The sequence below is a fragment of the Chitinophaga sp. Hz27 genome (genome assembly GCF_042263525.1).
GTDB lineage: Bacteria > Bacteroidota > Bacteroidia > Chitinophagales > Chitinophagaceae > Chitinophaga.
On the sequence record NZ_JBHKFJ010000007.1, the window covers coordinates 59440 to 86238 of the forward strand.

The following is a 26799-nucleotide window of genomic DNA, read 5'->3' on the forward strand; positions in this document are numbered from 1 at the left end:
TATCAGCTGTTTTGAGATGGTTCAGGCAATAACTTCAGGCGGGCTTTTTCCACTGAGCTACGGAACATTTTCAGTATTAATACCTCGTAATGTTCGATCTGAAGGATCTCTCCTTCTTTAGGAATATTCCCGTGTTCGTAGTTTATTAAACCAGACAGCGTTTCATAATGTTCGCTTTCCGGCAATGGAACAGGCAGGAACTCGTTGATGTCCGAAAGGTTTTCGTGGGCATTAACGATATAGGTGAGATCATCTTTTTTCTCTACGATAGGTGCTTCGTGGTCATGTTCGTCCTGGATATCACCTACCAGTTCTTCCAGGATATCTTCCATGGTAACGATACCTTCTGTATCACCAAATTCGTTAGTAACAACTGCCATTTGCAGGCGTTGCAGCTGGAAAGTACGCAGGAGGTCTTTGATCTTCATACTATCCGGTACATAAAATACCGGTTTGAGAATCTCGGCGATGTTATCGAGTTTATTTTCATGCACCGCTTTTACGAGATCTTTGGTATAGATCACCCCTTTGAGTTCATCGAGGGAGTTGCTGTAAACCGGATAACGGGAATAACCATCTGTGATCACCTGATTTACCAGTTGATCAAATGGCAGAGAGATGTCCAGTGCGGAGATATCTTTACGATGTGTCAGAATTTCTTTCACGCGGCTGTCGTCAAATTCAAATACGTTCTGGATCAGCTCACGCTCTGTTTCTTCGATGGCGCCACCTTCCTGGCTTTCGGAGATGATGAGTTTCAGCTCTTCTTCAGAATGTATTTCTGATTCGCCGGCAGGTTGCAACCCGAACAGGCGCAGGATACTGTTGGCGAGTCCGTTCAGCATCCAGATGAATGGACGGAATATGACGAAGATAAAACGCAGTGGCATAGCCACTGCCAGTGTTGTTGGCAGCGGTTTACGTATAGCCATTGACTTAGGAGCAAGCTCACCAAATACGATATGTAATACGGTAATGATAAAGAATGCAATAGGAATAGCGATGGCATGTGCCGCGCTTTCTGTGATCGACAATCCGATGGCTGCCATGAAGTTCAGGACCAGTGTAGTTACCACTGATTCCCCAACCCAACCCAAACCTAAGGAAGCCAGGGTAATGCCCAGCTGTGTGGCGGCGAGGTAGCCGTCGAGATTGCTCAATACGTGTTTTGCCGCTTTGGTAGCCTGTGTGGAGGCACCAGCAGCGCTGTTTATTTGTGAAGATCGTACTTTAACAATGGCAAATTCTGCCGCGACGAAAAATCCATTTAATAAAACAAGAATAATAGTTCCGAGAACTTGTAGAAACATTATGTGGGTAAATTGGTTCGCAAGCCCAAATATAGGTAAATGATTTTTTATACGTTACGGTATTTTTGACAGGTTATTATCCGCCTCCTCATATTACAAATAACCATAACGCCAATAATGCAGCTATTATTTTTTCCGACTAGTCTACTATTTTCGTAGAGTTTATGTATTTTGTGAAGAAATAGACAGGAAAAATCCATGGAGAAAGTAGTTTCAACAGTCGTACCGAGCGCCATAGAACCAACAACAGCACCGGTTTTGCCGGCATCCCCCAGAAAAAATCGTTTCTTATGGTGGTCTGCTGCTGTCATCCTCCTCTTGGCAATTCTGGGAACTATATGGTGGCATACCCCTGCCTTCCGCGCCTACGCGGAGGAAATTCCGGCTACTTTTTATTATTTCCTGATAGCAGGATTCATATTCGCCATGATCGACGGCGCCATTGGCATGTCTTATGGCATCACCTCCACTACCTTTTCCCTGTCGATGGGTATTCCGCCTGCTTCTGCGAGTACGGCAGTACATATCTCCGAAATCCTCAGTAATGGCATTGCCGGCTGGATGCACTTCAAAATGGGTAACATCAATAAAAAGCTATTTAAAATGCTGATTATTCCAGGAATCACCGGAGCAGTAATTGGCGCCTATCTCTTATCTTCTCTCGAACATTATTCTACCTATACTAAACCAGTTGTTTCGCTTTATACACTGATTTTGGGAACCATTATCCTGAAACGTGCCATACAGGCACGCAGAGCTAAAGTGCAACAGGGCAAAAAGATTAAAAGAATCGGTATTCTGGGTTTCTTCGGCGGCTTCATCGATGCTATTGGCGGCGGCGGCTGGGGTTCTATCGTATTATCTTCGCTGATCGCAGGTGGCCGTCATCCTCGCTTTTCATTAGGAACGGTTAAACTATGCCGCTTTTTTATTGCCATGCTCAGTTCTCTCACCTTTGTAACGGTATTATCGCATGTTCACTGGGACGCGGTATCCGGCCTGGTGATAGGCAGTGCGCTGGCCTCTCCCATTGCAGCAAAAGTTTCAAATAAAATATCTGCTAAAACTATTATGATCGCCGTGGCAGTGATTGTTATACTCGCCAGCCTCAAAAGTATTTACGGCTTCGCTGTTAAAATTATTTAAAACCAATACCATTTATTCTTCCGTTACTGGCCTGTTCACTTTTAGTGTAACAGGCTTGTTTATTTCATACTCGACCAGTGCATAGATGACCACGGCTATACGATCATCCAATGGCTTCACAGGCAGGTACTGATTCTCAATATTCACTTTGATCTCCGCCGTTTTATCTACAAAAAGATACCAGCCATCGCTCTGTTTCTTCACCACATACCCCGTTAATCTAACGGTGGTACTGTCTCTATCCAGCTGCCTGGCTTTTCGGATCACCTCTCCTACCGTGTATTGCTGGTTCTGCCGCGGTGGTATAAAGGCAACAGCAGCGATGACAGAAAGTATGAACAGCAGACTTTTCATGGAAGCGGATTTTGCTAACACTAAACAGCTGTCAGAATAAAATGTTCAGCGGCCCGCAAATCGCGCAGAGAAAGGGCCTTCGGCGCTGTTGCTCCGCCTGCGGCTCGCAAAGGAGCATAAGTAGCAAAGCAGCAAAGGATTATATTATTTTGTTTAAGCGGAAAAAAAGATACGCTTACATAATAACAAAACGCAGGTCTTTGCTCCTTTGCGAGAAAAAAAAGCTGGCACCATAAGGTGCCAGCCTGGTGTTATTAATGGATGGATGCGGATTTACTCTATTGTCAGCTGCTGTGCTTTACGAATATCTACCGTGCCTGCATCTACGAAAACACAACCTTTCTTATAGGTTGCATCGTATGTCCAGCTATTGATTACTTTCCCATTGAGCATTACTTTCGTTGGCTTCTTACCACGAAATACTTCCAGTTTCAATGTTCTGCTTTCCAGCTGACCGGCATATTTTCCAGTGGTTGCAGCTACATTTACGGTTGTTTTTCCAGCGTTCACCAGACTTGAGATGTTCGTATAGGCAAAAGCGTTATTTTTCTTGTATGCCAGCGTAGCGCCGTCATCTTCGTATAATCTGAAATGCCCTGCAGCTCCAGGATATATTTCCAGCGTCAGCGTATCTTTTGGATGCTGGCGATCATACAACATTTCAGGGTATTTAGGAATGATTGCTCCTGCTTTTACAAATACCGGCAGCTTCTCCAGCGGCGCTTTGAAGTCGCGCAGCCATTGGCCACCTGCGTAAGTATCGCCATTGTCGAAGTCTGTCCAAACGCCAGCAGGCAGATAAATACTATCTCTCTTTTCTTCATCCTTATATACAGGCGCCACCAGCAGGTATTCGCCACTCATGAACTGATACTGCGTGCTATGGCCCCAGGTAGTGGTATCTTTTGGATATTCCAATACCATCGCTCTACAAACAGGGGTTCCTGTTTCATAGGCTTCGCGGCAATAGCTATACATATATGGTGTGAGGCGCATCTTCTGCTTCATGTAGTGACGGTTAATACTCGTATATGGCTCACCGTAAGTCCATGGCTGCTTGTTTTCTTTAGCCCAACCGCTGATAGACATATACACCGGGGTAAAGCATTTCCATTGCATATCACGCACATACGTTTTTGCGCTTCCCTTGAAGATCCCGTCTACATCACCGGTAGCGTAGTTAAAGCCACTCAGGCCACTACCAATCACAGTAGGGATATGGAAACGAATATATTCCCAGTTTCCGCTCTGGTCGCCACTCCACACGGTGGCATAACGTTGGGTACCTGCCCATCCGGCCACACACCAGATAAAACCTCTGGCATCTGCATTGCTTTCAATTCCTTCGAAAGCAGCACGGTTGCCATCAAGGCCCCATTTATAACCTGGTCCTACCCAGGCCACATCCAGTTTCATCACACGCGTACCCAGGCGACTCACTTCATCCTTAATTTTATCAACACCGTTTTCTGTCCACAAGCCAGTATAAAACCCTAACTGATGCAAACGTTGTACAACGGTATCCAGTCCCTGGTATCCACAACCATAGCCATCGTTAGGTAATATCCAACCACCTGGCATATCTTTCTCCCGATAAACTTTGGCTACTTTGTTGATCACATCTCCGGTAACTCCTTTTTTATTATAGCAATCAGCATCACCAAATTCTAGTCCCCAACGTGGCACCATAAAAGGTCTTCCTGTTACATGGGTGTATTGGTCCAACATGGTTTTAAGTCCTGGCCCGAAGAAATAATATGCATCAAACTCATAGCCTTCATGCTGTAGCTGCACGGTATCTTTAAAAGCATATTCCCCTTTATTGAATGTATTTCTGAAAATACCATAACCGGCAGTGCTGATAAAGAAAGGCGCAGGATTAGAAGTGGTGTTGGCGCCCCAGTTACCGAAGTTATTACGGATAGGAATAATGCTATCGCGGTGAGAGAAGTTGCCATTTTGCATACCGCCACCATAGAAATAATCATCTTTTCCTCTGCGGATTGCCTCTGTGGCTTGTTCACCTAAACTGATAGGCTCTGTTTGTTCGGATACCAGTTTACCTTTCTTATCGTAAACGGCTATACGAAAAGGAACTTTATCGATATGCAGCTGAAGTGCTGTTGTAGTTACTTCATAGAACTTCCCTTTGTCTTTCACCTGGTAAGGAATGGCTTTATCTCCGTTCCACACCACGATACCATTACTGAAAGCGTCTGCAAATTGGCCGTCGGTACTCACCTGCAGGCGATATACATCTGGTTGCAGCCATTGTAATTTAACGTCGGCATTATTTAATTTAAAGAGTAGATGACCTGGTAATTGTTGAAGACTGGTAACATTTGCCAGCGGTACTTTTTTCAGGAGCAGATGGGTATGCAGGGTATCATTACCAGCATTTTCATCTCCCGGCAGTATTACCTGGGCCTGCAAAGGCCAGATGCCTTTACTATGCAGATCTGCCTGTTCCAGCAGGATATCACGATAAGAATAAGGTGGCAGCGGGTTATTACGTAAAGGAACAGTGACTGTTTTTACAGCAGCACCGGTACCAATACTATATTTCACCTGTAAATCGGCCGTAGCAGCCTGTGTGCCCAGGTTGGTAATACGCACGGTTAATGGCTCCTGTGAAGAAAATGCCTGCTTTCCGTTTTGTGGCGTTACCACACTGGTGATGGCAACATCCAACGGATAAACCTTTTCGTAGGTAGCCAGGAATATCTTACCATTCAGCGTGCCTTTGGCATCTTTTACTACATTGCCACTGCCTTCATCAAATTTATAATAGTGTAAGAGGTGATTGTATTGCGGATCTTTGTCACTCACCTCTTTAAATGCGAGGCGTGCAATGGTAGCGGCATCCAGCTCTGTATCCCACATACGCATCTCGTCTACGGTAGCGTTCAGGGTACCAAAGCCATCACCGTCCAGACCTATCTGGGACAAAGGTAGAGGAATGCTTTTATCGATCGTTTGTATAAACTTACCGTCAATATACAGAGAAGTATGTGCGCTATCGGCCACTAGTACCAGATGTGTGAGCTTTCCTACCGGCAGTTCATAATCAAACAACACGTCGAACTTACCTTTTTTGGTCAGACCAATTTTATTGGTATTGTTATATTGCTCCAGGCGAATACCACTCTCATAGTCGCTGCTGGTAAGCAGGGAAGAATAGGTGCTGACCTTATCTCGGCTCACAAGGCATTCTACCGTGTAAGGCGGTTTCAGATCTTTACCGTTCAGTTCAACAAAATTGCTGGGTCCATGGAAGCGCAGTCGGTATTGCGCATCGGCCTTAATAGCAGAAACAGATAAGAGCGCCGTCAATGCAGCAGCTCCTATCAGGGAGTTGATAGATTTCATTTTCATTGTTCACCAAATATAACGGAGCTAAAATTACTGATCATAATTGAGAATTCCGGCATAAATTGTATTTAGAAAACTATCTTATGGGGTTTATCCGTAGCTATCGCAGTGTTATTTGGTTGTTGGGTGGCATCATGGCAGGCAGTATTGCAGGCCTGGTATGGGGTTCCAAGGTAACGATCATCCAACCTATTGGCGAAATCTTTTTAAATTTATTATTTACTGCTGTTATCCCGCTTGTATTTTTTGCTATCGCAGATGCCATCGCACAAGTAGACGCAGGTAAAAAGCTGGGCAAAATACTAGGCGTGATGTCGCTGGTCTTCCTGGCTACACTCCTTATCTCGGCCATCTTCACCATGATAACGGTTACTATTTTCCCTATTCATCAGGTGATCACATTGACCAAGCCGGGTGGCGACATAGGTCAGCCGGGCAATCTAGGGGAACAACTCACCCGACTCCTGACAGTAAACGAATTTTATGAACTACTGTCCAGGAAAAACATGTTGCCGTTTATTATCTTTTCTGTGATCACGGGCTTTGCCGCTATGCGCGCAGGCGCCACAGGACAAGCATTCCGTAACTTCCTGCATTCTGGCAATGAGGTAATGAAACAGATCCTCCATGTAATCATGAAGGCTGGCCCTATTGGCCTTGGTGCTTACTTCGCCTGCCAGGTAGGCACGGTGGGGCCACAATTATTTGGTACTTATGCCCATTCACTGGGACTATATTATATAGTGGGCATAGTTTACCTGATCACTGGTTTCACACTATACGCCTTTATTGCCGGCGGGTTTCCGGGCATTCGCATCTTCTGGAAAAACAATGTAGTGCCCATGCTCACCGCTGTGGGTACAGGCAGCAGTATTGCTACCATCCCTGCAAACCTCGAAGCAGCACCTAAAATGGGCGTCCCTAATGATATTGCCAATGTTGTGATACCGCTGGGAGCCACCTTACACAAAGATGGCTCCAGTATTTCTGCCATCGTGAAAATGGCCGTGGTATTTGGTATGTACGGAAAAGGTTTCGACAACCCACACACAATTCTGATGGCGTTAGGCATTACCGTTATCGTCAGTATTGTGGAAGGCGGTATTCCTAATGGTGGTTATGTGGGTGAAATGCTGATGATGAGCATATACGGCTTTCCGCTGGAAGCCTTGCCTGCCATGATTATCATTGGTACGCTGGTAGATCCGCTGGCTACTATTTTGAATAGCACCGGCGACAATGTAGCGGCGATGATGACCACCCGTTTTTTACGAGGCAGGTTGGAAAAGCCCGTCCCTTCCGCTGAAACGGGTCTTACCTGATATTCGTTTAGGCATTGACGGTAGTCAATCCTGCCGGTATCTTTTTAAATGCCTGCTCCAGGTCCTGAATTAAATCATGATAATCTTCCAGTCCTACAGATAATCGAATCAGGCTGTCGCTAACACCGGCAGCCCTTCTTTTTTCGTCTGGGATGGATTTATGAGTCATCGCTGCAGGATGACAGAGTAAGCTTTTAATACCACCAAGGCTTTCGGCCAGTTTGAAATATTGAGTAGCAGTAACGAATGCAGTAGCACCTGCTGCCGTATCGTTTTTCAGGGTAAAAGAAATGATTCCACCAAACCCTTTGCTCTGGCGTTTTGCCAGCTCATGACCAGGGTGTGAGGTCAGACCTGGATAGAATACTTTATCTACTGCAGGATGCTGTTCTAGGTACTCAGCTACATGTTGCGCATTTTCTACGTGTTGGCGTATACGTAATGGTAAGGTTTCTATACCGCGTATCAGCAGGAAGCTATCGAATGGTGACAATACTGCACCACAAGCGTTTTGATAGAACTTAATTTCCTGCGCCAGTTGTTCTGTTTTACTGATGACTACACCGGCAATCAGATCACTGTGGCCACCGAGGTATTTGGTAGCACTATGCACGACGAGGTCGGCGCCCAGCGCCAGCGGCTGCTGCAGGATCGGCGATGCGAAGGTATTATCGACGCACAAAAGTATATTATGCGCTTTCGCAATTTTCGCGATCGCTTCTATATCAGAGATCTTCAACGTTGGGTTGGTAGGGGTTTCCAGCCATATGAGCCTGGTAGAAGGTGTAACAGCATTGAACACAGCTGTAACATCGGCAGTGTCTACATAATTAACATTGATACCAAACTTTTTATAGACTTTATCAAACAGTCTGAAAGCGCCACCATAGATATCATCTACAGCGATGATTTCGTCGCCGGCTTTCAGCAATTTTATCACTGCATCTATTGCCGCGAGGCCACTACTGAAGGCAGATGCGCCTGCTCCTCCTTCCAGCCCCGCAATAATTTTCTCCGCTGTTTCTCGTGTTGGGTTATTACTACGTGCATAATCATAACCTTTGTTTACTCCTGGTGCTTCCTGAACAAAAGTGGACGTCTGATAGATAGGAACTGCAATGGCGCCTGTTTGCGGATCTACTGGAAGAGAATGGATCAATTGTGTGATTGTACTCATTGGTCGTTGATTTTTGAGATGAATAAAAGGGGTTCTTTTTTGCAGTATACTATCAGGAGAGATGCAAGGTGAGGTCTATACCATTGCCGTTGGGCATTGGTTTAAATAAAAAAAACTCATCTGTAGCCAGATGAGTTTTATATCTAAAAGAAAATTAGTAAAACTTGTATCTGACTTATCTTCCCTCGCGTGGCGAGGATGGATGCAGCACCTTTCACAGTGTGAAGGTTGCTAAGGTATCGTCGGGCCATGTCCCTACTCCTTTCTTGATAAGCAACTATTAAAGAACTGATGCAAAGATAGGACGCATTTTCAATTCTCCAAATTTATTTCCTACAAAATCAGTAGACTTCTACTTTTTCTGGGCAGCAATAGTATCCAAAATCCCTTGCTGGTAAGGGGTTGGGGCCATATGGAAATATTTTTCAAATTTCTCAGAATTGAAATGATATGGATAGTTATTCTGATATAACATCTCTACCATCTCTTTAATCTGCTTGTCGAACAGACCGGTGAGCGTCAGCATAAATTTATTCAACTTCATATATTTAGGCTTCACTCCCATGGCATCGGCGATCATCGCAATATATTCCTTACCTGTAGGCGCCGGCGCCGCTGTAGGCAGATGCCATACCTGGTTCCAGGAGCTATTGTCTTGCAGCAACAGGTGCATAGCCCTGCCCGCATCTGGCGTATATGTATAGCTATGCGGCATGTCGTCGCGGCCAATCCACATGGCAGTACTACCTTTCGCATATTTATCGATGATCAACAGGTTCAGAAAACCGGTTTTATCAGCACGCGGGCCATAGAAATCAGCAGCACGGGCAATAGTAGCCGTGATATTCCCTGCTTTTACTTCGTCCATCAGCTGGGTAGCAATTTTTGCTCTGATTTCTCCCTTTTTGCTCAATGGCTTGTAAGGAGATGATTCCACTATCTGCCCTTCTACTAACCCATACGAATATACGTTGTCGAAGAAAAGCAACTTGGCATTACTGGCCTTGCAGGCATTGATTACATTGTTCATAATCGCTGGCCACGCTACAGACCAAACATTAATATCATATTTAAGGCCGGCGCAAAGGATCACAACATCAGATCCTTTTACAGCATTTAAGGTTTGACTGGCATCAGTGATATCTGCAGCCACCAAATCGGTGATACCTGCATATGATTGGGGATTACGACTAACAAGTCTTACACGCTGACCGGCAGCTGCCAGTTGGGAAGTAAGCTCATTGGCAATGACACCGCCTGCACCCAGGATAGTGTAAAGTAAACGGTTGTTCTGTTCAGACATAGTACGGGTTTGAAATACAAGTTTAGATTATAACGGAAAAGCTACTGGATAGTTGTAAATGGCAGCTCGAATTTCAGTAAAATCTATAGCATATACAAGGAGACGATTGGAAAATGAACTTATTTTAATCAATATATAATATTATGTCTGTGAGATGCTATTTCTGCATAAAACTGCCATGTCTGTCTGCTAATGTTTTTTTCCCTCCCAGATAATATCCACCGCCATGTAATGCACGTCTGTGATATCATGCCCGGTACCCAGCAAATCATTCATATACCCAATATCAACAGTAAAAGGAAGATGTTTTGGATGCATAGTATAATAAACAGTAAACCTGGTTTCGCGATAGCCATAATTATCCCAATGATCCGACTCATGCTCCTTGCTTATGGAAAACAAAACTTCCGCACTTGTACTCAGCTTATTATGATTGATAGTATTCAGCGGAATACTCAACTGTGATTTTATTCTTGTTCTGAATTGAAAATCTTCATCTGCAGTTTTAAAATCCGGTGTAAAGAATTTCCTGAATTCTTGTCGTAGGGTATTCTTCCATGTAAGATGCCTCACATTGGTTGTCAGCGCATACCGGCCATAGAGGCGGAATTCCTGCTCATAGGCAGGCTCCTCATGATGATAAGGATAACTTGCTTCATAATTGTTCTGCCGGCGGTAACTAAGGGCATACGAAAACTCTTTACTCTTTCTGTAGTGATGATAAAACTCCTGGTTCAACACCAGAATAGCTTGATTATGTAATGGATTTGCATCACCTGTTGGGTTACTGGTTCTACCCAATCCCACATAGGTAAGCGATTCCACTTTGCCAGCGGTATCCAATGGCTGACGCATACCCAGCGCCATCCAGAAAGCAGTGTTGGCTTTGCCCAGGCCCGGCGGACTTAATTGCGCATATGCAGGCACAATCAAACATAATAACAGGAAAAAAAATATAGCAATTGAAATGTTGGCTTTTCTTCTCATATTTACGGTTGACAACAAATAGAAATGCGGCGCATGCCTGCTGAGAAGCAGCCACACGGGCATCATTGTTCACTGTACCAATGTTTCAGGCTATATGGTTAAGGTAAGCATACGTTTTTCTTCCATTCACATTACCACACGTACATCTATCTGTATAGTTAATAAAATAACATGATTGCTAAATTAAAGCCTCTGCGTTGGAATATATAGTACAAATCAGGACTTCCTTGTTCGAAAACCCGACATATCCTCTATTTCTTTATTAGAACATTCATCTTAGGTGATAGTAGTAATTGTAGTAAGACGCCATTAGTCCATCCAAAACCGTCTTGCAGCGGATACTCTCCCCCACCCGCTGCCAGGTGGATATCGGAGACGTTATATTTTTCCAAGAGTTTTCCGGTATGATTGAAAACGGTGATATTGAGATCAGTCCAGCGTTTGGCAATGGTATCTGCTAATGTCTGCTGGCCATAGTTGCGGAGTCCTTTGATGGTCATATATTGTAGCGGCGCCCAGGCGTTGGGTGCGTCCCATTGCTGATGGTTGCTTACCTGCGTCGTCATTACGCCTCCTGGTGCCAGCAATTGCTGACGTATAAAAGATGCCATTCGTTTAGCCGTGGCCGTAGCATTGGTCATACCAAAAAATAAAGGCGTAGCACCAGCAATGGTAACAGCGGTTGTTTGCTTCTGCCGCTTCCAGTCATAATCGAAATACCAGCCGCTCCGTACATTCCAGCAATACCGGATAATGGCCTGTCTCCTGGCGGCAGCCAGTTTCTTAAACACCAATGCCGAATCAGCCTTTCCTTTTTGTTGATAGCCTTTGGCAATCGTTAATTCCAAATGATATATCAACCCATTCAAATCGATAGGAATAATATCCGTAGTGTGGATGGTGGTCAATTGCTGCGGGTCTGTAAACCAACGACTGCTGAAGTCCCATCCGGATTCGGCGGCGGCGCGGATATTACGATAAAAGGTAGCAGGAGCCTGACTGGTTTGTTGTGCAGCCAAAACATCTTCCCGATAAGATTCTTCTCTTGGCTGATCACTGAAATCCCAGTAGCGATTCAGCACCTGCCCATCCTGCAATTTCACGGCATGAGCCACTGCATTACCTTTGGATAACGTATCAGCACCGCGCATCCAGAAAGCATATTCTTTTAGCAATTCCGGTAGGTAATGTGCATATACGGAAGTTCCTTTAGACTCCTCCAAAAGAGAAACCATCATTGAGAAAAACGGAGGCTGACTTCTGGTAAGGAAATAGGTGCGATTACCGTTAGGAATGAAGCCCAGTGTATCTATCAGCCATGCGAAATTATTGATCATATTTTCTACCATCTCCTCTTTGCCAGCAGTATGTAAGCCCAACATGGTAAAATAAGAATCCCAGTAATATACTTCCCTGAACCTGCCACCAGGCACGATATAGGGATGTGGCAATGGGATAAGCGAAATACTGCCATCAGGCGCAGGATCACGGCGCAGCACCGACCATAGCGTATCAATATGATGTTCGATGCCTGCCCTTATATCACTATGATAAGGGTGTGCCTGTGATGCTGGCATCTCAAAGTAATTATCCACAAATGTTTTAAGGTTAAATCCGGGTTTGTCCTTAGCGGCTATCCAGGCATCCATAATAGCGGCAGGCGCCATCTTAGGCTTGAGGTCTGGAAATGTTTTGCCATCAGGATAAATACGATTGAGTTGAATATCTTCAAACAATCCCGGATAGATGGTTCGGGGAGTGCCCTGCTGTGCAGGTAATTGCAGGTAAATGATCAGCAGAAAAGCCGTGAGGATTGTTTTCATCTGGAATTGATTTTCGGGTTATAACGTGCCTGGCAATACGAAAATAACCAATTATCTCCGGCAAAAAAAAGCTGTATTCCTTGCGGAATACAGCCTTACGTGTAGTGTATCGAAAAAAAAGATAAGGCCTGAATATCAAGGGTCCAGCGGATCACGGCTGTCGGCCTGTAAAGAATTCAGGTCCGGCAGATAGGAAATACTGGTTTCACTTACGTTGATCGTTTTCTTCATAGGCAGATAGCCCAGGTCCTGCCGGCAACGTAATTCAAACAGTCGGGTGCTGATGTAGGTAAGGTGCATATTATCAGATACGCATAAAATTCTCTTATCTACCGGCATACCTGTACGGAACACGATACGGTTGGTATTACGGATATTGGTGGTGGTATGGCGCGCGTAAGGCTCCACGATCACCGCATCAGCAGGGACTTGCAGACTATCTACGAGATACTTTTTCATCTCAATGGCTTCTGCAAACGGCGTGAGGAAAGGATGAACATGTCCGCCGGAAACAACGATAAATGGCGCTGCGCCACTTTTATACATGGCGGCACCACTTTTACAGCGATTTTTTCCTGGATCACTGATATTGTCTTTGTTGCCAGGACCTGCCCCCAGTATGAGGATGACACTATAATTATATTTCTTCCAGTTAAGTTTTTTTATCCGCGCGTATGGATCTTTGTTGATATTAGACAATGGCTCATACCTGGCAGCTTCATCATGTTTGTTGAATACCAGCAATGCCATGGCCAGGTCCAGTGAAGGCTCAAAAAAGAGATTGTCCTGATTATCGGCGGATTGCAATTTATCAAGAATACCATTTACGCCCGCATAGTAGGCTGGCGATTTTACATAATAGGCTGCAGAATCGATGTTGGGATATCGGAAACCTTTGTTTTCCGTATAGGCGCGAAGTATATAGTTAATTCCTCTTGCGGCGTCTTGCCAGGCCATTGTCAATAAGGTGGTATCGCTTTCGCGGCTATATAGTTGAAAAAGGCCACTATTGCGCATGGCAAATATCAATGGCGCCATGGCAGCCTGGTTAGTGATGAGCAGATGATTTAGGCGATAGCTGATGCCCGCCACCGCATCATTGGAAAAATAGAAAGGCGCTACCAGATCATCTGCATCATTCTTTCCTGCAGGTACCGGCCCTGCCAACCTGCTATTATATTCTTTCGTGATTTTTTGCAGCTGGGTATCCTGTGCGACCAGTTTCCTGACTGCCGGCATTTTCTCCATCAATGTAAACAGGTAAAAGTTCCTGTCCTGCACAACATTGTTTCCGGCAAAAAAGCTATAGTGAGGGTCTGGTGGCGACAACTGCGCCAAGGCTGGGGTTCCGCTAACGAAAAGACAGACAACTAATAATCTCCGAAAATTAAACATATACAAGATTACTGATAATATACATTATTAGAACATTTCTTTTTCAGATTTGTTCATTTCTTAATTTAATAAAAAAATATAATACATTTTTAACGCTAATACATATACGATTAATATCCAAAACACTCCACCAGTAAGGATTACAGCTTAAATCAATTGTAAATCAACCATATAAATAGCTTACTTTTGTACCAACAAAATCACGATAGTAGCCAACATCCATGTATCATAACCACGAGCAGAAAACTTTTGTCCGTTTTGGGGTACTCATATTACTGGTAGTTATACTAACCACTTTATTTCTGATGATATATATGCGTAAGCGTACTTCAGAAAGAATTGGTAGTATAGTAAATGAATTGTCCATAAAAGATAACAGCAGCCCACACCTCAATAAGGCTTCACAATTGCTGTACCAGGCTGATAATAACTTCAGACTTTATACTGTTACTTACGATCAGCAATATTTCACTGGCTACCACCAGGCATTGAAAGGCGTAAAAGCAGAACTGGATAGCGCCCTGGCAGATCAAGGACCTTATGCTATCAGCACTCTACTCGCGAGTAAGGCTAGGCAGATGGAAATATTTACACATTGTAGCCAGCGTCTGGATTCATTATTACAACTGGAAACTGAATGGCAAAATATTACTGTGCCTACCGGCGTTCAGCCACAGGCAAATACTCGCACGCAAGTGCATGTAGATACGATCATCAGCACCCAGGAAACAGCCACTAAAAGTAAAAAGAAACTCTTCGGGCGAATTCGTGATGCCATTGCCAATAAGGCGGATACCAAACAAACACATAAGGTTGCCATCATAAAACATACACCAGGAAAGACGCCCCGTGGCATTCCCAATGACCAGCTTCAGGCGATGCAGGCAAAATATGACCAGCTCTATGTGGAAGCCTCCCGAACCCGGAACCGGATGAATAATGCCGAAGCTGACCTGGTAGCATCCAGCAACCGCTTGTTTATTGCCATACAGGAATTGCTTCAACAAGCCAACGATGCTACCCAAACCGCCATCAGCGCGGCACGAACCCAAGCCCGGTCGGGCGCTAATATTTCCCTGGAAAAAATCAGACAACAGGGATACTGGGAAATACCACTCATACTCCTGCTCGCGGCCATTATCGTTTACGGCATCATGCGCTTATACCGCTACGACCTTGCCCTGCTTCGTTCTACTCAGCAGGCGGAACGCCTGGCACGACAAAAATCAGAGTTTGCAGCCACGATCAGTCATGAACTCAGAACCCCGATTCAGTCTATATTAGGCTATAGCCAGCAGCTGAACAGGGAATATAAGCCTGAAACGGTGGCGGCTATACGAACAGGCGCAGAAATGCTATTGCAGGTAGTCAATAACGTACTGGAATATACGAAAATAGAAACCCATAAGCTGGTATTAAAGCAAGAGAAATTTTCACCCAGATCAGCCATAGAAGAGGTTTGCCAGGTACTACAGGTACAGGCAGAACTGAAATCGCTGGAGGTAACGGTCAACATCTATTTTCCTACTACCCTGCAGGTTTCCGGCGATGTATTCCGCTTAAAACAGGTCATCACCAACCTGGTAGCCAACGCTATCAAATACACAGATAAAGGCGCCATCACTATCACTGCAGCGATGCGCACCATGGAAAATGGCAGCTGTCTCCTGGAAGTAACCGTAACGGATACAGGTATCGGCATACATAACCGCGACCTCCCTCAGCTCTTCGACGCATTTACACAGGCATCCGCAGATAACAACGCCTCTTTCAGGCCTAACAGTAGTGGCCTCGGACTCCATATCGCTAAAAAAATCATTGACCTCCACGAAGGAAAGATATACGTTAAAAGTATCCATGGCAAAGGATCTACCTTCTATTTCGAAATTAAATACGAGCCAATCGTTTATTCTCCTGCCACCAGGAAAATTACAGTGCCGGTAAATATTAACCAGACGGCAATTAATAATAACAACCAGGTAGTACGCATACTCGTTGTGGAAGACAGTGTATTAAACCAAAAACTGCTTTCAATGATGCTGGACAGAATGCAGGTCTATTACAAGCTGGCAGGCAATGGAGAAGAAGCCCTGGCACTGTTTGAAGAATATACTTTTGATATTGTATTAACAGATATTGACCTGCCAGGCATGGATGGAATTGCGCTCACCTCGCATATACGTAGTATGGAAGACAAAAAGAAGGCAGGCGTTACTATCATTGCCATCACTGGCAATGTGATGGAAGAAGACCTCGCGCTATACCTACGTTCCGGCTTCAACGATTATATCATGAAACCTTATCGTGACGTAGACATACAGGAAAAGCTACAGCTTTTTGGTGTGATGGCCTGATTTGCGTAGCTTAACAGGGAACAAACCGAAACACCTTGACACTGGCCGATCGTATTATTGCATTTAATAAATCCTTACATTTTGAAGGGAAGCTGCCTGCAGGTATCCATGTCATGAACCCATTCCGCGAGAAAAAGGAAATCGTGGATATCATGAGTAAATTTTATAAGCAATTTTATAGCGATAATCAACCCAGGCAGATGATACTGGGTATCAATCCCGGGCGCCTTGGATCCGGGTCTACGGGCGTTCCTTTTACAGATACTACCCGTATGAAGCAGGTGGGATTGGAGATCACCGACTTCAAGACCCATGAGCCATCCTCTGTGTTTGTATATGATGTGATTAACGCTTACGGCGGCCCGGAGAAATTTTACAAGCAATTCTATATTACCTCTGTTTGTCCGCTTGGATTTACAGCAGATAAAGGTGATAAGGTCATCAACTACAACTACTATGATTCTGCCGCATTGACTAAGTCGGCATTACCATTTATCATTAAGAGTATAAAGGAACAACTAAGCTGGCCGATTAGCCAGGATGTTTGCTATTGTATGGGCACAGGCAAAAATGCAACATTTTTGCAGGGGTTAAATGCGGAGCATCAATTTTTTAAAGAGGTAGTAGCATTGGAGCATCCGCGGTTTGTCATGCAGTATAAGTCTAAGTCCAAGCAAGCCTATGTTCAGAAATACCTGGATGCATTTGCTGCACATCAATAGCAGCAGGGAGCAACAGTCTATCCCGGATTGTGGAGGCCTGGCTACACTTACTGCTAGGCTATTGCTTTACCGATACTATCAGCGATCATATTGAGCAGTCCCATATTGAGTCTATGTCCGGCGAAAGTAGCTCCGGAGGCTCTTAAGTAGCCATCATCATCTTTTTCCAGGAGTACCTGTTCACCGAAAACGTCAACGATGAAGCGGTCGTCAGCTGCTACTCCGGCGGATTTCACGAAGAAGCTGCCGGAGGGGGTTTGAATAGTAAAAGGCTGCATATACGAAATATTTTATCGTATAATATAGCAAACCCTGGGCCAGCTGTTATTAAACGGTAAGAAAATTATAGTATCGGTACCAGGTATTTTCGAATCCTTCATGGGAAATGGATTCCGCGACAAGATCATGATCGTTGCCGAGATTTTCCAGTTGAGGCAATGGTTGATCGCTGAGGGCGGTGCCTCCGAAGTTGAAGTTGCTGTTAGCGATGCCAAAAGTACCGTCTGGATAGAGTTCTATTTTTCTGCACTCAAAGCGAAGTTCATCCAGCTCAATGAGTTGAACTTCTGCTTCATCTTCCTCACGGTGCAGCCAGTAAATTTTGACATATTGCATGGATGACTACATTTTTTCCAGCTTACACTCCCATACCTGGTCGTGTTGCAGGGGACTTTCAACAATCACCCCTTTGATCCTGTAGGTGTTGCCCTCCTGCTCTATCTGGTCGCCCACATTAGGCGCGCCGGTATCATTGAACCGGATAGTAGCCATAATCCCAAAAGACTTATAGCTATTAAATTTGAGGATAGCAGCAGAGCGCAACGCAGCAGGAACGGGTTTCTTTCTGTTCAGCATTCTGAAGTAATATACTACCAGTAAGGATACTGCCGCTAAAGCGAACAATAAATAAGTGAACACGGTATAAAGGTTTAGTTGTTGGTCATCTGCAGTTGTTTGTGCAGATAAAATATTGTTGACAAAGGCATTAACAATTTAAAAAATATTTCGCACATATAGCCCAAAATTTTATGTTAAAAACTGCCATGCCTTTGTCTTTCTACACCATGTTATCCAGTGGCTATATTATCTTCAGATCAATCGCTTGTACTAATTTTCAGCACATCCAGGTCATTGAGTATTTCCGTAAAGGATTTGGGAGGTGTTTCCTCAAAAAATTGTAAGGGGCTATCGTATTTAAAGGTATAGCCCAGCATATGTTTGATCTTCGTGTTAGTTACAATTTTATAGGTATCATCTTCCGGTTGTTTCCTTCGCGGGCGCTGCATGTTGAAGAACGTTGCCGCTGCACAATGGTAGCTGAAACGCAGCGGGTGGCCGCTGGCACATGCATTGAATATTTCGCCCCAGATATCTTTTTCCAATACCCTTTCAATCACCCCTATACAATCCACACGATGGATCAGGTTTAGCGGCGTATCCTGGGCTCTTGGATCATTGATTTTCTTTTGTGAATTAGGTAACCTGTCGTAACCGGCGAGTCCGCCGTAACGCAGTACCACGGTATAAAAATCAGGCTTTCCTAAAAACTCCTTCTCTGCTTTCAGCAGGGCCAGGCCATTGGGCTTGTCAGGAAGTATAGTACAGTCTTCATATACCTTGTCATTTATATTTGGATAAACAGAGGTAGAGCTTACGAAAATGACATGCCTGATACGGGTACTTTCTAATTTCTTTGCGAGAAATTCCATTTCCTGTACAAATGCATTTTCGCCACGTTGCATACGAGGCGGCACATCGATGATGATGACATCAGCGTCCCAGAAACCCTGGTTATCGCCTTCTATACCGTTTTCTTTCAGCTTTACCTGGTAGCCTTCAATACCCAGTACATTCAACTCTGCTACTCCTTCTGCAGAGGTACGGGAGCCTTTCACTTTATATCCGATGGATGCAAGATGAACGGCCAGTGGCTTTCCTACCCAACCACAACCCAGAATGCTTACTACAGGATACTTTGGATTAAACATTGATAATTTACATTGATAAGATTCGTGATCAGACTTACACGGTTATTGTTACAAACATTGTATCCAGCCGGGTTAATCTTACTTAAAGCTATAACTTTTCAAGCATAATTTTAGTTCAGTAGAATAGTTTTTTTGAGATAAAAACCCCGCCAGTAGCCGGTATACAGATATCTGACCGAAAAAAATATATCATTTAATCTACGGGTAATACATCTCACAAAAACTATCAAATATAATACAGTAAAGCAAAACACCTCATATAACGTTTAAGAATATACGGCACCTACAGGTGACTCCATTTCTTCAAAGCGGTTATTAAAAGTTTGTTGTCTTCTTCACTTCTGCATGCAATTCTACAAAATCCTGAGCTTAGTCCCTCAAAATCGGAAGCATCCCTGATCAATATGCCATATTTCTCCAGCAACCACGACCTCAGTTCAGTTGCTGTACCAGTTAAAGTCTCAAATAAGAAATAATGTGTATAAGAACTATAGACTTTAAACTCCGGCATGGCTTTAATTTTTTCGCGGAGCTGAAAAGTATTTGCCAGCAGATCGTCCAGTTTAAAGGCAAATTCCTTTGGATGGTCGAGGATGTATAATCCTGCTGTTATGGCTAGCTGGTTGGTAGTCCATGGCGCCCGGAAAGCCCTTAACTTATCAATGAGCGCCTTCTGACCGGTAACGTAACCCAGGCGAATACCAGGACAGCAGGCCACCTTGGCAGGTGAACGCAATATCAGCAAGTTAGGCAGCCGGTGAATATGTGGCACCAGCGTATTTGTTTCCCTGGTAAAATCAATATAGGCTTCATCTACCACAAAAATGGTTTTACGATTGGCGTTGATCAATCGCTGAAGCGCTGATTCCTGTATTACTTGTCCACCGGGATTATTGGGGTTGCAGATAAACACCAGGGCCGTATCTATCCTGATGCCATCTTCCAGCTTATCCCACCAGAGAAATCTTATTTGATGTTTAAACACCTTACAAGCGGCTTCATAGGCGGAAAAGGTAGGTGCAATGATAGTGGTAGTGGCGCCGGCAAACAATTGTGCGATCAGGTATACGGCCTGTGTAGATCCATTGGTGACCATAACGGATCCTGGAGGAAGTCCCAATTCCTTTTCCAGCCCTTGTTGCAATGGTGCTGCTTCTGGTGAGGGATAATGGGAAATTGTATCCAGACTCGCTGCCAGGTGGTTTTTCAGTCCAGCTGTCAAGCCACTATACAAGGTATTCTCGCTGAAATCTGCGGTTATTTTACGGGGCATACTGATACCCTCTTCTCCATTCGCTGGTTTCATATGCACTTATTGATTTTTCAACGTCTTATAAACAGCAGAAAGATCAAGATGTTCACGAAGCAGGTCAGCCAATTTATTATATTGTTCTTCTTTCCATTGATGATAATCGAAAGAAAGGTCCGGGTCTTTGCCTGTTTGTTGCAGTAATGACTTTACAACCACGTCATTATCAAGGATGCCATGCATATAGGTACCCCAGCATTTAGGCGATTGCAGGTAACCGTCTGTACTGCCGTCAGCCAGTATATTCAAGGGTTTGGGTGCTTTACTAACGGTATCGCCCATATGAATTTCATATCCGCTGCAAGCATCTTCCTGGTCTGTAAATCTGAAATGACGTTGTTCTGTTGTTTTGCTGTTTTTTATTATGGTAGATACCGGCAATATGCCCAAACCTGGAACGGCGGCCGTTTCACCTTCAATGCCTTCCGGATCAGCGATCCATTCGCCCATTATCTGATAACCGCCACAAATACCAATGACTACCTTGCCTTGCTGGTAGGCCTGCAATACTGCCGATGCTGTACCATTATTGCGAATGGCTACCAGATCTGCTATAGTGCTTTTACTGCCTGGCAGAATAATGATATCCGCGTTGGTAATCTCCACTGGATTATCTGTATAAAAAAGATTAACGGAAGGATATCTTTCCAGTGGATCAAAGTCGGTGAAGTTAGACATATGTCTGAGCAAAACCACGGCCACATTCACTTTCCCGGCGGCGCTCCGGCGCTGCTTCGTGTGAAGCGTCACTGTATCTTCCTCTTCTATATGTATATCACGAAAGTAAGGTACCACGCCTATTACCGGCACACCTGTCAGCTCCTCCAACTGGCGGCGGCCATCATCGAACAGGGTGATATCTCCTCTGAATTTATTGATGATAATACCTTTGATCAACGCTTTATGTTCTGGTGGCAACAGCGCCAAGGTGCCATAGATGCTACCGAAAACGCCTCCCCTGTCTATATCCGCGATCAGGTACACGGCTGCATCAGCATGATGGGCCATGCGCATGTTAACAATATCTCTTGACCAGAGATTGATTTCACTGATGCTGCCCGCCCCTTCCATCACAATTGGGCTGTATCTGGCCGCCAACCTATCATAAGCCAGCGTTACTTCTTTAAATAAAGCATTATTATGCGGCACGCTGAAATACTCGCTGGCAGTGCGATTGCCCGCAGGACTTCCATGAAGCACCAGTTGAGAAGCTATATCTGATACGGGTTTGAGTAATACAGGATTCATATCGGTATGACAAGGCACACCTGCTGCTTCCGCCTGAACTGCCTGCGCACGGCCTATTTCCAGTCCTTCTGGCGTGGCATAGCTGTTGAGCGACATATTCTGCGCTTTGAAAGGAGCAGGATGATAACCATCTTGCAAAAAAATCCGACAGAAACCAGCCGTAATCACACTTTTCCCTACATCGGAAGCTGTTCCCGTAAACATGATACTCTTCATGATCGCAAATGTAGGGAGGTTTTTGCTTGCAAAGATGCATATGAGGCAAAGCACACAAAGCCCTTCATTAGTTGTTCCGTTATATCAGATGCATGCAGGTAAATCAGATAGTGTAGTTACTTATTAAAGGCGCTTTGACAAACCTGTTCCTTGCTCAGACCCTGATTAAATTTTATTTCTGTCACTTCATTACGGCGTTGCTTACCACCAGCCTCCATAATCAACCTGAATGGCACTTTAAAGCCATCCACCTCACGATAGTCGCCATAGTCGGTGGTTACATTACTACCCGTATTTTCCTCAGTAGTAAGGAGTTGACTTCTGAGTTTAAGACCCGTTTTTTCATCATAGTAATTCCGAAAAACAACACCGTTGCTGGTAGCAACAGAAAGTACATATGCAGCGACGCCATTGATATTTCCCTCTGTGGGTGCGAGTTCCAGCTTCACCATATCCGGATTGGCAAGATAATAGTATTCCGGGAAGATCATCTGCTTGTCCATCTCCACCCCTTTCTCAGCACCAGAAAGACTGATTAGTTTACCATTCTTCATCATCATGATGCTATCGCCTTGAATGCGGGTCAGAAAAAGCGTTTGTTGTTGGGCAGGTACATATACTTCTCTATAAAAAAGATAGCCATCTTTAAATTTTGCTCTGGTGGTCGTCAATACCTTTACGCCTACAGATTCTCCACTTAATGTAAAAGAGACGTCCTTTAAGGATTGCATCTTTTCCATACCGCCACAGGCATTAATATAATTACGCAGTATATCCGTTGGCGTTATACCAACAGGTACTTGTCTGGTCATATCGGGTATTTTCCAGGAATTATTGCTTCTGTTTTCATCCGGGAGGACGCCAAGTGGGTCCAGTGTTACTTCTACGAGCTTTGTATCAGAAGGATAGGGCAAAGCATAACTACTACCATGCTGCCATATTTCAACAGGCAGATGCAGGGTATCTGTTTTGCCATTGGCCTGTTTGATGGCGATGATAACAGGCATGGGCAGCTGTTCCAGGTTATCGATAAATATCAAAGCACCTTTGGTTGGATCATCATTCACATAGCTGACACCTTTAATAGCCTGATCTAGTTTCCAGCTATGCAGGAACCATCCTCTCCAGAACCAGCTAAGATCCTCACCAGCGCCATTTTCCATGCTGCGGAAGAAATCGTCCGGTGCTGGATGTTTATAGGCCCAGTTGCGGATATATTGGCGAAATGCATAATCAAATCTTTCAGGTCCGAGAATAACATTTCGCAGCAAATCCAGACCCATACCAGGTTTATAATAGGCAGAAACGCCCAGGTAACTATTGGCTACCACATCAGGGCTAGTCATGATAGGCGCCTCTTTGGGCTGATGTAAAGGGCTGACCTGGACTGGTTCAATTTTATTTTCAGTATGATTGAAGGCTTGTGTGGATATGCCGTTAATAAAGGTATTGAAGCCTTCATCCATCCAGGGATATTTCCTTTCATTGGAGCCAACGATCATAGGGAACCAGGTATGGCCAAATTCGTGGGTGGTAACGCCCCAGAGGCCACCAGTGGTAGCTTGCCAGGAACAGAACACGATACCAGGATATTCCATACCACCAACGCGGCCGGCCACATTGGTGGCTACCGGATATGGATAGGGGAACCACTGTTTGGAATAATGTTCCAAACATGCTTTGGTATATGCAGTTGCACTACCCCATCCGTTGCTGTCGGCGTTTTCGACCAGGTATACCGATTGGGCCAGTGCTTTTTTATTATCAGGCAGGTTTACTTTGGCAGCATCCCAGATAAAGGCTGTGGAGGCAGCCCAGGCAACATCGCGGGCATTTTTAATGGAAAAATGCCATGTTTTGAGACCTTGGACAGATGTTTTCGCCTTTACGGTAGCAGCGTCGCGAATGGAAATCGTTTTATCACTTTGTGTGGCCAGACTTAGCTGTTTTAATTGTTCACTGTTCAAAACCTTTGTGGCATTTGTCAGTTCACCGGACCCCACAACGATCATATTTGCTGGTGCGGTAATATCGTATTCAAAATTACCATATTCAAGAAAGAACTCACCATTGCCCTGGTATGGCAGATTATTCCAGCCTAATACATCATCATAAACGGCTATACGCGGATACCATTGCGCGATAGTATAAACAGTACCATAGGTGGAGTGCATACGCCCCATACGGTCCTGACCATCTTCTGGGATAGTAAATGCATAATCTATTTTTATTTGCAGGTCTGATTTTGCATTTAAAGGAGCAGGCAATCGTAGTTGCATGCGTGTATCTGTGATGAGATAATTTGCCTTTAAGGCTTTGCCATTGGTAATGATGGTCACATCTTTGATTTCAAAGCCATTCGTGAAGCCGTTTCCGGAAAGGCGGGCTGTCATGCCAAGCTGGGTGGCAGTACCACGGGAATCCTTTGTAAAGGCTTGTTGATCCAGCTGTAGCCAGAGATATGGTAAAGCGCTTGGGCTATTGTTGTGGTAAGCAATCGTTACGGCGCCGGTAATGCGTTGCTGAACCGTATCCAGCGTAGCCTTAATGTTGTAGTCAGCAGCATTTTGCCAGTAGGCTGGGCCGGGGCTTCCGTCAGCGTTGCGGTATTCGTTGCCATTGGAAGTGTAAAATATGGGCGCAAAGGCTTCGTGCTGGTCGAATTTTGACTGGGCTAAAGCTGGCTGCAGGACTGAAGATAATAATAGCAGCGTAAGGGGATAGAACTTTAATTTCATCGTTACGATGGAGGATGTTTTAATGTTTATTGGAAGATAATAAAAAAAGGACAGCTTACGCTGCCCTTTTTTGTATAGAGAGAAATCAGTAAGAATTATACGAGATTTTTTAACTCTTTTTTCACACGTCTGAGGCGGAAAGCGAAGATGATGCTAAACACGCCTGCCATCCAGAAGCCAGCGGCGAGGATACCCAGTATGGCGGCGACGCCAATGGTAGGATTATCAAGAATATAAATGGATACCATTACGAGGAGTATGCCACCGATGAGGAGCCAGCCCCAGTTAGGTATTTTTTCCATGCTGAGCTGGATACTGAATACGATGAGACTGATGCCACGAAAGAGGAACCAGAAACCCAGAAACAATGGGATAACTGCCATACTTACTGCCGGATAAATCATGAGCATGAAACCTACAACTACGTCGATAATACCAGACGCCAGCGACCATCCCCAGCCATACATATTTTGCCGGTTGCTTACTGCGAAAGAGATTTCGGCGATCCCTGTCACAAAGAGGGTAACGGCAAAGAATATACTTAGAATGACATAGCTGCTGAATGGGTTGGAGAAAACGATGAACCCGGCTATTATGAATATGATACCATTGATCAGATATAACCACCAGTATTTCACGTTGCTGCGAATAGTAGATAAGAGGTTAGACATAATTTATTTTTTTAATAAAAAATCGAGGCTTACATAAAGGTCTAACACACGCGTTTGTAAAATGTTCAGCGAAAGCTCGTGGAAAGCGCTGAAAACCTTAATTTTGCGGCAGCTGATTTAAATCATATTAATAACGATTCTTGGAAACTATCTTTGTGAGATGAATAATGCGATTAAGCAACAGAGAGGCCGACCAATTTGGTGGCATCAAGCAGATTTCGTGGGCATACACCTGGTGCCCTTCCTTGCGTTTTTTACCGGCACAACAGCGTTCGACTGGATTTTATGTGCGGCATTGTATGTAGTACGCATGTTTTTTGTGACCGCAGGATACCATAGGTATTTCTCGCATCGTGCTTTTAAAACGTCGCGATTCTTCCAGTTTATCCTTGCAGGTGGTGCGCAGAGCAGTTTACAGAAAGGCGCTTTATGGTGGTCAGCCAATCACCGTATTCACCACAAACATAGTGATACGCCAGAAGATCCACACTCTGCAAATGTATATGGCATCTGGTATGCGCATATAGGTTGGATCATGGGCCCTGAATACAAACCTACTCGCTTTGACCTGATCAAAGATCACAAAGCGAAAGAATTATTCTGGCTAAACAAATGGCATATGGTGCCTGCAGTAATCCTGGCTATTGCCGTGTATTTCGTAGGTAACAAAGTGAATGGTACCGGATGGTTCGACTGGCATGCAGGTTTATCTACCCTGTTCATTGGTTTCTTTGCCAGCACTATCTTCCTGTATCATGGTACTTTCACTATCAACTCTTTGATGCATAAAATCGGACGACAACGTTATGAAACTGGTGACCAGTCTCGTAACAGCGTATGGCTGGCTTTAATCACCCTGGGTGAAGGCTGGCATAACAACCACCACTACTACCAGAGCGCGGCTCGTCAAGGCTTCTATTGGTGGGAGATCGACATCAGCTACTATGTGTTGAAAACATTAAGTCTGTTCGGTATCGTATGGGAAATACGCCCTGTTCCGGCTAAAGTAAGAGAAAGCAACAAAATTGATAAAAGCAAAGTAAGAGACGGCAGATCTGTAGAAGATGTAAGAGCTTAGTTTCTCACAAAATATAAAAAGGAAGGTCGTGTCTAAGGAGTAGACACGACCTTTTTTTGTCTGCTTATAACTTGAGGCTAACCAACAATACACTACACGATTAATATTATTTTTCAGACGAACGGCGAAAGAAGAAAACAATCTGCAAATCATATCTACCAAACAATTACAAATTGTTTCCAGATAATTTAAGCCATGAAGTGTATCGTGAGATGATAATTTTAAATGACAGTTATTAAGAATATTTGATTCGCGTTTGATTATTCAGGTTGATACAAGGTGCTGT

At 44.4% G+C, this 26799-nt stretch carries 21 protein-coding genes and 1 riboswitch; of the genes, 5 read left to right on the top strand and 16 right to left on the bottom strand.

Annotated elements, in window-relative coordinates; genetic code table 11:
* Window positions 1-2: 2 nt before the first annotated feature.
* On the bottom strand, window positions 3-1310 hold the full coding sequence (locus ACE38W_RS17180) for a hemolysin family protein (RefSeq protein ID WP_375832513.1): 1308 nt from the start codon (window positions 1308-1310) through the stop codon (window positions 3-5).
* A 198-nt stretch (window positions 1311-1508) separates the two neighbouring features.
* Here ACE38W_RS17180 and ACE38W_RS17185 point away from each other — a divergent pair, with 198 nt between their 5' ends.
* Entirely contained in the window at window positions 1509-2456 is a 948-nt protein-coding gene (locus tag ACE38W_RS17185) for a sulfite exporter TauE/SafE family protein (RefSeq protein ID WP_375832515.1), read from the top strand.
* Window positions 2457-2468: 12 nt separating this feature from the next.
* Here ACE38W_RS17185 and ACE38W_RS17190 read toward each other — a convergent pair whose 3' ends face one another.
* Both ACE38W_RS17190 and ACE38W_RS17195 read right to left on the bottom strand, forming a co-directional pair.
* Window positions 2469-2810: a NirD/YgiW/YdeI family stress tolerance protein gene (locus ACE38W_RS17190; RefSeq protein WP_375832517.1), complete on the bottom strand. Its 342-nt coding sequence runs from the start codon at window positions 2808-2810 to the stop codon at window positions 2469-2471.
* Window positions 2811-3083: 273 nt separating this feature from the next.
* On the bottom strand, window positions 3084-6185 hold the full coding sequence (locus tag ACE38W_RS17195) for a TIM-barrel domain-containing protein (RefSeq protein ID WP_375832519.1): 3102 nt from the start codon (window positions 6183-6185) through the stop codon (window positions 3084-3086).
* 80 nt (window positions 6186-6265) lie between these two features.
* Between ACE38W_RS17195 and ACE38W_RS17200 the strand changes: the two genes are divergently transcribed.
* Window positions 6266-7504, top strand: a complete 1239-nt coding sequence (locus ACE38W_RS17200) for a dicarboxylate/amino acid:cation symporter (RefSeq protein ID WP_375832521.1) — start codon at window positions 6266-6268, stop codon at window positions 7502-7504.
* Between the two features lie 7 nt (window positions 7505-7511).
* Here the strand turns inward: ACE38W_RS17200 and ACE38W_RS17205 are convergent, their stop codons facing one another.
* The 5 genes from ACE38W_RS17205 to ACE38W_RS17225 all read right to left on the bottom strand — a co-directional run bounded on the left by ACE38W_RS17205 (window position 7512) and on the right by ACE38W_RS17225 (window position 14189).
* Window positions 7512-8681 (bottom strand): trans-sulfuration enzyme family protein, encoded by a 1170-nt coding sequence (locus ACE38W_RS17205; RefSeq protein WP_375832523.1) that lies wholly within the window; start codon window positions 8679-8681, stop codon window positions 7512-7514.
* A gap of 172 nt (window positions 8682-8853) precedes the next feature.
* Window positions 8854-8957, bottom strand: a riboswitch (SAM riboswitch).
* 76 nt (window positions 8958-9033) lie between these two features.
* Window positions 9034-9984: an NAD-dependent epimerase/dehydratase family protein gene (locus ACE38W_RS17210; protein ID WP_375832525.1), complete on the bottom strand. Its 951-nt coding sequence runs from the start codon at window positions 9982-9984 to the stop codon at window positions 9034-9036.
* A 189-nt stretch (window positions 9985-10173) separates the two neighbouring features.
* A complete protein-coding gene (locus ACE38W_RS17215) occupies window positions 10174-10971 on the bottom strand; it encodes a DUF2490 domain-containing protein (RefSeq protein ID WP_375832527.1) in 798 nt (265 codons plus the stop codon).
* A gap of 251 nt (window positions 10972-11222) precedes the next feature.
* The gene (treF, locus tag ACE38W_RS17220) at window positions 11223-12794 is read right to left on the bottom strand and encodes an alpha,alpha-trehalase TreF (protein WP_375832529.1); all 1572 of its coding nucleotides are present in this window, start codon (window positions 12792-12794) and stop codon (window positions 11223-11225) included.
* Between the two features lie 135 nt (window positions 12795-12929).
* Window positions 12930-14189, bottom strand: coding sequence for a YdcF family protein (locus ACE38W_RS17225; protein ID WP_375832531.1), 1260 nt, complete (start codon window positions 14187-14189; stop codon window positions 12930-12932).
* 221 nt (window positions 14190-14410) lie between these two features.
* On the opposite strand from ACE38W_RS17225, the gene ACE38W_RS17230 reads away from it, so the two are divergent.
* Window positions 14411-16543, top strand: a complete 2133-nt coding sequence (locus tag ACE38W_RS17230; RefSeq protein ID WP_375832533.1) for an ATP-binding protein — start codon at window positions 14411-14413, stop codon at window positions 16541-16543.
* 35 nt (window positions 16544-16578) lie between these two features.
* Window positions 16579-17265 carry a uracil-DNA glycosylase family protein gene (locus ACE38W_RS17235; RefSeq protein WP_375832535.1) on the top strand — a complete coding sequence of 229 codons (687 nt, stop codon included), beginning with the start codon at window positions 16579-16581 and terminating at the stop codon, window positions 17263-17265.
* Between the two features lie 53 nt (window positions 17266-17318).
* Here ACE38W_RS17235 and ACE38W_RS17240 read toward each other — a convergent pair whose 3' ends face one another.
* The 8 genes from ACE38W_RS17240 to ACE38W_RS17275 all read right to left on the bottom strand — a co-directional run bounded on the left by ACE38W_RS17240 (window position 17319) and on the right by ACE38W_RS17275 (window position 25435).
* Window positions 17319-17543 (bottom strand): hypothetical protein, encoded by a 225-nt coding sequence (locus ACE38W_RS17240; protein WP_375832537.1) that lies wholly within the window; start codon window positions 17541-17543, stop codon window positions 17319-17321.
* A gap of 49 nt (window positions 17544-17592) precedes the next feature.
* On the bottom strand, window positions 17593-17880 hold the full coding sequence (locus tag ACE38W_RS17245; RefSeq protein WP_375832539.1) for a DUF6881 domain-containing protein: 288 nt from the start codon (window positions 17878-17880) through the stop codon (window positions 17593-17595).
* Between the two features lie 6 nt (window positions 17881-17886).
* Entirely contained in the window at window positions 17887-18183 is a 297-nt protein-coding gene (locus ACE38W_RS17250; protein WP_375832541.1) for a hypothetical protein, read from the bottom strand.
* A gap of 176 nt (window positions 18184-18359) precedes the next feature.
* Entirely contained in the window at window positions 18360-19253 is an 894-nt protein-coding gene (locus tag ACE38W_RS17255) for an SDR family NAD(P)-dependent oxidoreductase (protein ID WP_375832542.1), read from the bottom strand.
* Between the two features lie 283 nt (window positions 19254-19536).
* A complete protein-coding gene (locus ACE38W_RS17260; RefSeq protein WP_375832544.1) occupies window positions 19537-20559 on the bottom strand; it encodes a pyridoxal phosphate-dependent aminotransferase in 1023 nt (340 codons plus the stop codon).
* A gap of 6 nt (window positions 20560-20565) precedes the next feature.
* Window positions 20566-22026, bottom strand: a complete 1461-nt coding sequence (locus ACE38W_RS17265) for a cobyric acid synthase (protein ID WP_375832546.1) — start codon at window positions 22024-22026, stop codon at window positions 20566-20568.
* Between the two features lie 116 nt (window positions 22027-22142).
* Entirely contained in the window at window positions 22143-24764 is a 2622-nt protein-coding gene (locus ACE38W_RS17270) for a M1 family metallopeptidase (protein ID WP_375832548.1), read from the bottom strand.
* A gap of 95 nt (window positions 24765-24859) precedes the next feature.
* The gene (locus ACE38W_RS17275; protein WP_375832550.1) at window positions 24860-25435 is read right to left on the bottom strand and encodes an HdeD family acid-resistance protein; all 576 of its coding nucleotides are present in this window, start codon (window positions 25433-25435) and stop codon (window positions 24860-24862) included.
* Window positions 25436-25595: 160 nt separating this feature from the next.
* Between ACE38W_RS17275 and ACE38W_RS17280 the strand changes: the two genes are divergently transcribed.
* Window positions 25596-26513 (top strand): acyl-CoA desaturase, encoded by a 918-nt coding sequence (locus ACE38W_RS17280; protein ID WP_375832552.1) that lies wholly within the window; start codon window positions 25596-25598, stop codon window positions 26511-26513.
* The last annotated feature ends 286 nt before the right edge of the window (window positions 26514-26799 follow it).